Annotated in this window: 10 protein-coding genes; 6 read left to right on the top strand and 4 right to left on the bottom strand. The window is 65.4% G+C overall.

Annotated elements, in window-relative coordinates:
* Together VLR48_RS10235 and VLR48_RS10230 are read left to right on the top strand one after the other, a co-directional pair.
* The coding region (locus tag VLR48_RS10235) for a homocysteine S-methyltransferase family protein (RefSeq protein WP_325291687.1) at positions 1-641 on the top strand (641 nt) is incomplete at its 5' end.
* On the top strand, positions 638-1,507 hold the full coding sequence (locus VLR48_RS10230; protein ID WP_325291686.1) for a sulfurtransferase: 870 nt from the start codon (positions 638-640) through the stop codon (positions 1,505-1,507). The genes VLR48_RS10235 and VLR48_RS10230, both read left to right, overlap by 4 nt.
* Positions 1,508-1,598: 91 nt before the next feature.
* On the opposite strand, the gene VLR48_RS10225 is transcribed toward VLR48_RS10230, so the two are convergent.
* Positions 1,599-1,835, bottom strand: a complete 237-nt coding sequence (locus VLR48_RS10225; RefSeq protein ID WP_325291685.1) for a thioredoxin family protein — start codon at positions 1,833-1,835, stop codon at positions 1,599-1,601.
* 128 nt (positions 1,836-1,963) lie between these two features.
* On the opposite strand from VLR48_RS10225, the gene VLR48_RS10220 reads away from it, so the two are divergent.
* From VLR48_RS10220 to VLR48_RS10210, 3 genes are all read left to right on the top strand, one after another.
* Entirely contained in the window at positions 1,964-2,320 is a 357-nt protein-coding gene (locus tag VLR48_RS10220; protein WP_325291684.1) for a helix-turn-helix domain-containing protein, read from the top strand.
* A 446-nt stretch (positions 2,321-2,766) separates the two neighbouring features.
* The gene (locus tag VLR48_RS10215; protein ID WP_325291683.1) at positions 2,767-2,895 is read left to right on the top strand and encodes a hypothetical protein; all 129 of its coding nucleotides are present in this window, start codon (positions 2,767-2,769) and stop codon (positions 2,893-2,895) included.
* 54 nt (positions 2,896-2,949) lie between these two features.
* Entirely contained in the window at positions 2,950-4,155 is a 1,206-nt protein-coding gene (locus VLR48_RS10210) for a HupE/UreJ family protein (protein WP_325291682.1), read from the top strand.
* Here VLR48_RS10210 and VLR48_RS10205 read toward each other — a convergent pair.
* The 3 genes from VLR48_RS10205 to VLR48_RS10195 form a co-directional block, all read right to left on the bottom strand.
* On the bottom strand, positions 4,104-4,928 hold the full coding sequence (locus VLR48_RS10205) for a M48 family metallopeptidase (RefSeq protein WP_325291681.1): 825 nt from the start codon (positions 4,926-4,928) through the stop codon (positions 4,104-4,106). The two genes, VLR48_RS10210 and VLR48_RS10205, sit on opposite strands and share 52 nt — an antisense overlap.
* Positions 4,929-5,536: 608 nt before the next feature.
* Complete coding sequence (locus VLR48_RS10200; protein WP_325291688.1) at positions 5,537-5,824, bottom strand: HigA family addiction module antitoxin; 288 nt, start codon at positions 5,822-5,824, stop codon at positions 5,537-5,539.
* A gap of 102 nt (positions 5,825-5,926) precedes the next feature.
* Positions 5,927-6,208 (bottom strand): type II toxin-antitoxin system RelE/ParE family toxin, encoded by a 282-nt coding sequence (locus tag VLR48_RS10195; protein WP_325291680.1) that lies wholly within the window; start codon positions 6,206-6,208, stop codon positions 5,927-5,929.
* Between the two features lie 717 nt (positions 6,209-6,925).
* Here VLR48_RS10195 and VLR48_RS10190 point away from each other — a divergent pair.
* On the top strand, positions 6,926-7,256 hold a 331-nt coding region (locus VLR48_RS10190; protein ID WP_325291679.1), incomplete at its 3' end, for an Rpn family recombination-promoting nuclease/putative transposase.

The raw sequence follows: 7,256 nt of genomic DNA, 5'->3' as shown, positions 1-7,256 counted from the left end.
AGACCGCGAGTATCTCGCCGGACGTCAACGACCCGGGCGCACGCAACACGAATTTCGACGAGCTGGTCGCGGTCTATGCCGAGGCGACCCGAGCGCTCATCGCCGCGGATGTCGACATCATCCTGATCGAGACCATCTTCGACACGCTCAACGCCAAGGCCGCGGCCTTCGCGGTCGATCAGGTCTTCGAGGAAGACGGCGTCATCCTGCCCGTCATGATCTCGGGCACCATTACGGACGCGTCCGGGCGCACCCTCTCGGGTCAAACCGTCGAAGCCTTCTACAACAGCCTTCGCCACGTCAAACCCTTCGCCATCGGGCTCAACTGCGCCTTGGGCCCGGATCTGCTCAGACCGCACGTCGAGGATATGGCCCGGATCGCCGAGTCCTACACCACCTTTCACCCCAACGCCGGACTGCCCAACGAGATGGGCGGCTACGACATGACGCCGGATCAGATGGCCGAGCAGATCGAAGAGTGGGCGGGGTCGGGGTTCCTCAACATCATCGGCGGATGCTGCGGGAGCACGCCGGATCATATCCGCGCCATCGCGCATGCCGTGGAGGGTAAAACACCGCGCCGACCGGTCGAATGTGATCACCGGATGCGTCTGTCCGGGCTCGAGGCATTCAACGCTTGAACGGCGTCCCAGAATACCTCGTCGATGCGTCGACCTTGCTCGCCGGGGTCGAGGATTCGGACCTGCGACTGTTCGACTGTCGCTTCTCGCTGGCCGACACCGAGGCGGGACGTCGAGCCTATGCGGAGGGCCATCTCCCGGGAGCCTATCACGCCGATCTCGACGCGCATCTGTCCTCCCCGATCGGTCCGACGACCGGGCGCCATCCCTTGCCCGATCCAGCGCGCCTCGCCGCCTGGCTCGGCGACTGCGGCGTCTCGCCGCGGACGCGCGTCGTCGTCTACGACGATGTGGGCGGCGGATTCGCGGTCAGGCTCTGGTGGCTGCTGCGTTGGATCGGGCACGACCGGGTCGCCCTGCTCGACGGAGGGCTTCAAGCCTGGATCGCCGCAGGCGGCGCGCTGACGCGCAAGGTCCCTCGTTATGAGAAAGGGGAGCTGACCGCAAGTCCCGACGACACCCGATGGATCACCACCGAGGCGCTGGCCGCCGAGCTGGCCGCCGATCCGACCGCGGGCCGGCCGACCCTGATCGACGCACGCGCGCCCGAGCGCTTTCGCGGTGACCAAGAGCCCATCGATCCGGTGGCGGGCCATATCCCCGGCGCCATCAATATGCCGCTGATGGACAACCTGGATGCGGACGGGCGGTTCCTCTCCGCGGAGCGTCTGCGCGAACGCTTCACCCGAGCGATCGGCCAGGCGCCCCCGTCATCCGTCGTTCACAGCTGCGGCTCGGGCGTGAATGCCTGCCACAACATCTTGGCGATGGAGATCGCAGGGCTGAATGGCTCGCGACTCTATGCGGGTTCTTGGAGTGAATGGATCCGTTCACCCGAACGACGGGTGGCGACCGGGTCGGACTGACGCGGTGGCGCCGGATCCCCGGCGACGGCATTGCCGGTGCCGGGGTTGCGGGCGTCTCCGTGTCCGCCGGGCACGAGATCCGGAACAGGGATCATCTCAGCGCGTCGATGCCGGCTCCGAAATTGATATGAAACGCGGCCCCGTCCACGACCAGGGCCGGCACCGATTTGACTCCGAATTCCTCCGCCTCCTCCAGGCGCGAACGATCGTCGCCGAGATGGACGATCTCGAGCTCATACCTCGCAGGGTCGATGGCACTCGCGAGATTTTGCTCGGCCGCGATGCAGACAGGACAACCGGCATGATAGAAGATCGCTTTGCTCTTCATTGTGGTCTCCGTTTGGATGGATGGCCTCGGCGTGCCGCAGAAGCCTGATAGTGATGTTGGGAGCATCAGGCTTGATCGAACAGCGGGCACTTTTCGGTGAGCGGAGCACTTTTTGGTGTAATTTGCTGATGCAGAAGACGATAAAAAAACCATCGCCGCGGCTTCGATCGACCTACAAGAAACTCGAAGACGTGGTCGGCTGCAAGTGGTCGGTCTCGGTTCTGCAAGCCATCGGCGCCGGCATCGCACGGCCCGGAGCCTTGGAACGCCATATCGACGGGATCTCCACCAAGGTCCTGTCGGAGCGGCTGCGCAAGCTGACCCAATACGAGTTGCTCTCCAAGCAGGTCTTCGCCGAGTCGCCGCCCCGGACGGAGTACAGACTCACCGAGAAGGGTCGGAAACTGGTGGACATCATTGATCAGATCAGAAATTTGGACGCGCACTCCGAAGCGGCCGAGCGAAACGCCACGCCGGACCGCTAGGGCCTGTCTGTCAGGGTTGGGGCAAGCTCCGGACTCGGACGGCGGCGGACCTTGTCCCCATCGATCTATCGCTCCACGCCCGATGGCTGAGTCATGGCTCCCCTGCTACGCTTGACCCCGAAACACCCAAGCGATGGCCGGCCCGAAGTGCCGACGATGGCCGGAACGTTGCGCACACCCAGATCTGCCCCAACTGCCATGCCTTTCCCGGAGTAAGCCTAAGCCCCAAGCAGTCCAGAAGAACCGGCTTAAGACGCGATCGCCGCGGACGCGCGCCCGACGTTGACCCGACTCCGAAGGGCTACGACAGCCCACTCTGCAACATCGCCCGCGACGAGATCTCGCGCCTGCGCCAAGGCGCCGCGGCCAGCATCTTCGCTGGACTCGAAAACGTCAGCCGGAACCCGACGCGCCCGGCCTTCTGCGGTCCGGACGGGTCGCTCTGCGTGCGTCGGGCGAAGCTGGTCTGGGACAAGATTCGCGACGACGCGGAGGCCGCCTACGACCGCACCTCATCCTGCGCCCTCACGTCCTTCATCGCCTACGAATATACGGCGATGGCCGCGAACGGCTGATGCGCCGACGCCCTGCCCTGCTGGGATCAGGCGCAGGACAACGCCATCCCCGACGTGCCAGACGCCGGGTCGCCGCCCTCGGCGGATTGCCCGAGCGGCGCCGCCTGCATCAACAACTTCACCGGCAACTCGGGCGCGGACAACCTGCGCCGCAACGTCATCTTCCGCAACGACGAGGTGATCGACGCGCCGATCAGCAACGTCGAGAGTCCGCTCGGCTGCGGCTTCGGCGCCGGTTGCACCTCGACTGCCCGGAGCCACATGCCTCCGATGCCCATATGGACGACCATCCTGTGGGCGGCGCTCTTGTGGCTGGCGGGCGCGGCATCGAGCGTCGTCGCACATCCGCTCGACCCAGCGCTCTTGGAGATCCGGGAGTCGGCGACGGGAACACTGGACGTGCTCTGGCGATTGCCCGTGGCTCGGACCGCCGACGCGCCCCTGCAAGCCATCCTCCCGGAGAGCTGCACACCCGTGTCCGACCCGGTTGCGAGCCGCGCGGGCTCGCGCATCACGCTGCGCTGGAGCGCCCGATGCGGCGACGGCGGCCTGATCGGCTCGGAGATCGGTGTCGACGGCCTGCGCGAGCGCCGCACCGATGCACTGCTGCGCGTCCACCTGGCCGACGGGCGTTTGCTCCAAGCGGTCCTGCGCGGCGATACATCTACATTCACCGTTCCGGAGAGTGCCGGTCGGCTCGATGTCCTGAGCGACTATCTCCTCCTGGGCTTCGAGCACATCCTCGGCGGTCCCGACCACCTGCTGTTCGTACTCGGGCTCGTCCTGCTCGTGCAGGGTTATCGGCGGTTGTTTTGGACCATCACTGCCTTCGCTGCCGGGCACAGCGTCGCACTCGCGCTCGCCGTGCTGGGTGTGGTCACGGTTCCGTCGCATCCGGTCGAAGCCTTGATCGCGCTGACGATCGTCATTGTCGCCGTGGAGTTGACGCGCGCCGGGCGCGGGCACGAGACCTGGATTCAGCGGTTTCCGTGGGCAATGGCATTCGCGTTCGGCTTGCTGCATGGACTTGGCTTCGCGGGCGCCCTGACCGAGATCGGCCTATCCGCAAACGAGGTCCCGCCCGCTCTGGCCGCCTTCAACATCGGCATCGAGGTCGGGCAGCTCCTTTGCGTCGAGGGTCGCCGATTCGTTGCTCGATGGAGGCGTCGGGGCTCGCCCGGGTCGGCGCGCGCTGTCCGCCTCCCTTCTCATGGCGGGATACACCCCGGCTCACGCCCCGAGGCACGGGCTTGGCGGTAGATCTCGACGGCCTGCTCCATGTCATCGGCCAGCTCCTCCATCCGATTGTCGTGGGAGGGATGGGTTGAGAGAAAAGCCGGCGGCTGGCCCCCGCCGGCGGCTGCCATGTTGCGCCAGAGCGCGACGCTGGCTCGGGGATCGAAGCCCGCCTGCGCCATCAGATCGCGGCCGATGCGGTCCGCCTCGCGCTCGTGGGTTCGGCTGTAGGGCAGCAGCAGCCCGTACTCCGCCCCGATACCCAGCGCCTGGCGCAGCACCTCGTGCTTGAGACTCCCCGGCTCCTCGGCGAACAGATCCACCAGCATCAGCCCGCCCTGGACCGCGAGCTCCTGGGTCAAGCGCTCGTTGGAGTGGTCCGCCAGCACATGCGCGATCTCATGGGCGATGACGGCGGCCAGCTGATCGGGCGTGCGGGCGATCCGCAGCATGCCGGCATGCACGCCGATCTTCCCGCCGGGCAGCGCGAAGGCATTGGGCGTCGGGTCATCGAAGACGGCGATGGACCAACGCCCGTGCGGCTGCGGCAGGGCATCCACCAACGCCTCGGCGACGCAGCCGACGTAGGCGCGCACGTCGGGATCGTCGTTCAGCGGCAGGGTCCGCAGCAGCTCTGCAAAGCCTTGCTCGCCGAGCGCGGTCATCTGCGCCTCCGGCACCAGCGCGATCTGCTTGCGGCCCGTGGGGGACTCCTCGCACCCGGCACCGAGCAGGGCGGCCGAGAGCAGGATCGGAAGGAGGAGGGCGCGAAATGGATGAGGGCGTGGGGTGAGCATGGCGGGGCGTCGGCGCTGCGGGGGTCGCGGCATATGGTCGCAGATAGTGCGCCGCAGAGCATCGCCATCGGATGACGGCGCAGCGGTGCCGGATTCTCGCCTGGGACTTCACGCGACGCATGTGGCTTCGGTGAGCGTCGGGTGCCTTGGTTTTCCCGTGAAACACCGATGCGTCGGGGCCTAACGTAAGAGATCGGTCCTTGCGACGTCGGGATCTCGTCCTGGACCATCCGATGACTGCTGCACGCGCGTTGCGGACGCTGGCGGTCACGCTCCGGACACCTGCTTTCGACCCGGATCTGCCAGTCGCGCACGCCTCGCGAGCGCCCGCTGTGGCGAGGTCAGCAGACGGGCGTCTCGGTTCGTCTGGTCCTACTGGCAAAAGGAAAGACCCGACCCCGATCCCCGACCGTCGTCTCGATATTGCACCGTCCCCACACCTCGATGGAAACATCTCGGCTTTGAGCAGCCAGGTCGTAGATGACCTTGAATGTCTCCAGCGGCAGGCCGTCACGATCATTGTGGACGAATGCCCAGGTCGCATCAGGTCCCCCGGTGAGGGACAGAGTCTTGGAAGTCCCCGCAAGCCTTCTCGATCAGCTGCGCCTTCATGCAGCTCGGGGAGAGACCTCGGCCTCGACGGTTCGGCCCACCGTCCGCTTCGCCACTTCCAGCTCGTAGTTCTTCTGGAGATTCAGCCAAGCTTGCGGGGTCGTACTGAAGTATCGAGCGAGCCGCAGTGCCGTGTCGGCGGTGATTGAGCGGGTGCCGTTCAGGATGGCGGTGACCCGGTTCGGCGGGACATGCAGCGCCTTGGCGAGGGCATTCGCCGATAGGCCGAGGGGCTCCATAAAGTCCTCGCGGAGGATCTCGCCAGGGGTGACCGGTGGCATCATGTCCGCGCCGTCGGCCACGTCGGAGAAGTCGATCTCGTCCAGGTGCTCTCTGTGGATAGTCACGGTTTTTTGGTGCTTTCGATGTTGGAAGATAAGCCGGGCTCAGTGGTAGTCGGTCACCTCGACGTCATAGGCGTCATGCTCCTCCCATCGGAAACAGATGCGCCATTGGTCGTTGATGCGAATGCTCCACTGATCCTCACGGTCGCCGCGAAGCTGCTCCAGGCGATTGGAAGGCGGCACGCGCAGAAAGTCGAGTGTGTCCGCCGCATCCAGGGCTTGCAGCTTGGCGTAGGCACGGCGATGGATGTCCGGCGGAAGACCACGCACGCGTCGGCCCGAGAACAGGGCGGCGGTAACCTTGTCGGCGAAGCTCTTGATCACGTGTCGAGGATAGTACGCATTACGTTTAGCGTAAAGAAGCTCACAACACTGCCTGCCGCTATTCCGACGACGTTCTCTCTGGTTGCTGGCTCAGAGACCCTCATTGGAGTCCGGTTCACGTCCGCTTGCGGACGCTCCTGAGGGCTGGGCCTGCCCCCTCGGGAACCGACGTGGCATGATTCCCCGGTCTTGTGTCGGTGATCGATGTTCGCAAGCAGCCCGAAGACGAATGCGCAGCAACCCAGCAGGGTGTCCGCTTTCCGCAAATCTTCGTCTGATCGCCTCCGTTTCGGCCAGAGGGCCGATGCGGCACGTGCAGACCCCAGGCGATCAACGGGGGACTGAAGGCTCCGGGTCCTAACCGGCCTGTCCCGATCGTAACCGCCAGCGTCCGCTCTGCGTCCAATTCATTCACTCAACGTGGAGGCTTGGGCGGCAGCAAACAGGATGGACCCGTCGCTCGCTTACGGTCGATGGGAGACGGCACCTGGGACAACTGAGTCGCTCTCCGAGAAAACCGCAAGCGGCGGCAATGCGTCCAATTCGCTAACCCGACGCCGACGCTCGGGCGGCAGCTGCCATTATTTACCTGTCCGGCAGCGGTCAGTCCTGAGTGGCAGCTTGCCGGCGCTTGAGCCATCGGCCTAACGCACTCGCTGTCATCCGGGTCGATTTGGGGTATGTTTCCGAAACGATGGAAATGTCCCGCGCTCCCGGATGGGCGAACACGATCCTTCCTACAAGCTCCTGTTCTCGCATCGCGATCTGGTCGCGGACTTGGTCCGAGGCTTCGTGCAAGAGGACTGGGTCGAGCAATTGGACTTCACCAGCCTGCAGCGCGTCAGCGAGATCGGCGTCAGCCACGACCTGCGCGAACGCGAGGACGACATGATCTGGCGGCTGCGCCGGGGCGAGCGCTGGGTCTACGTCTACTTGCTGCTGGAGTTTCAGTCGAGCGTCAATCGCCTCATGGCGGTCCGGCTCTTGACCTATGTCGGACTGCTCTATCAGGACCTGGCCGCCGCCGGCGAGATCCCCTCGGGAAGCC

This window comes from Thiocapsa sp., assembly GCF_035467215.1.
GTDB lineage: Bacteria > Pseudomonadota > Gammaproteobacteria > Chromatiales > Chromatiaceae > Thiocapsa.
Note: the sequence above shows the minus strand (reverse complement) of the source record. Positions and strands in the feature narration are given on the sequence as shown.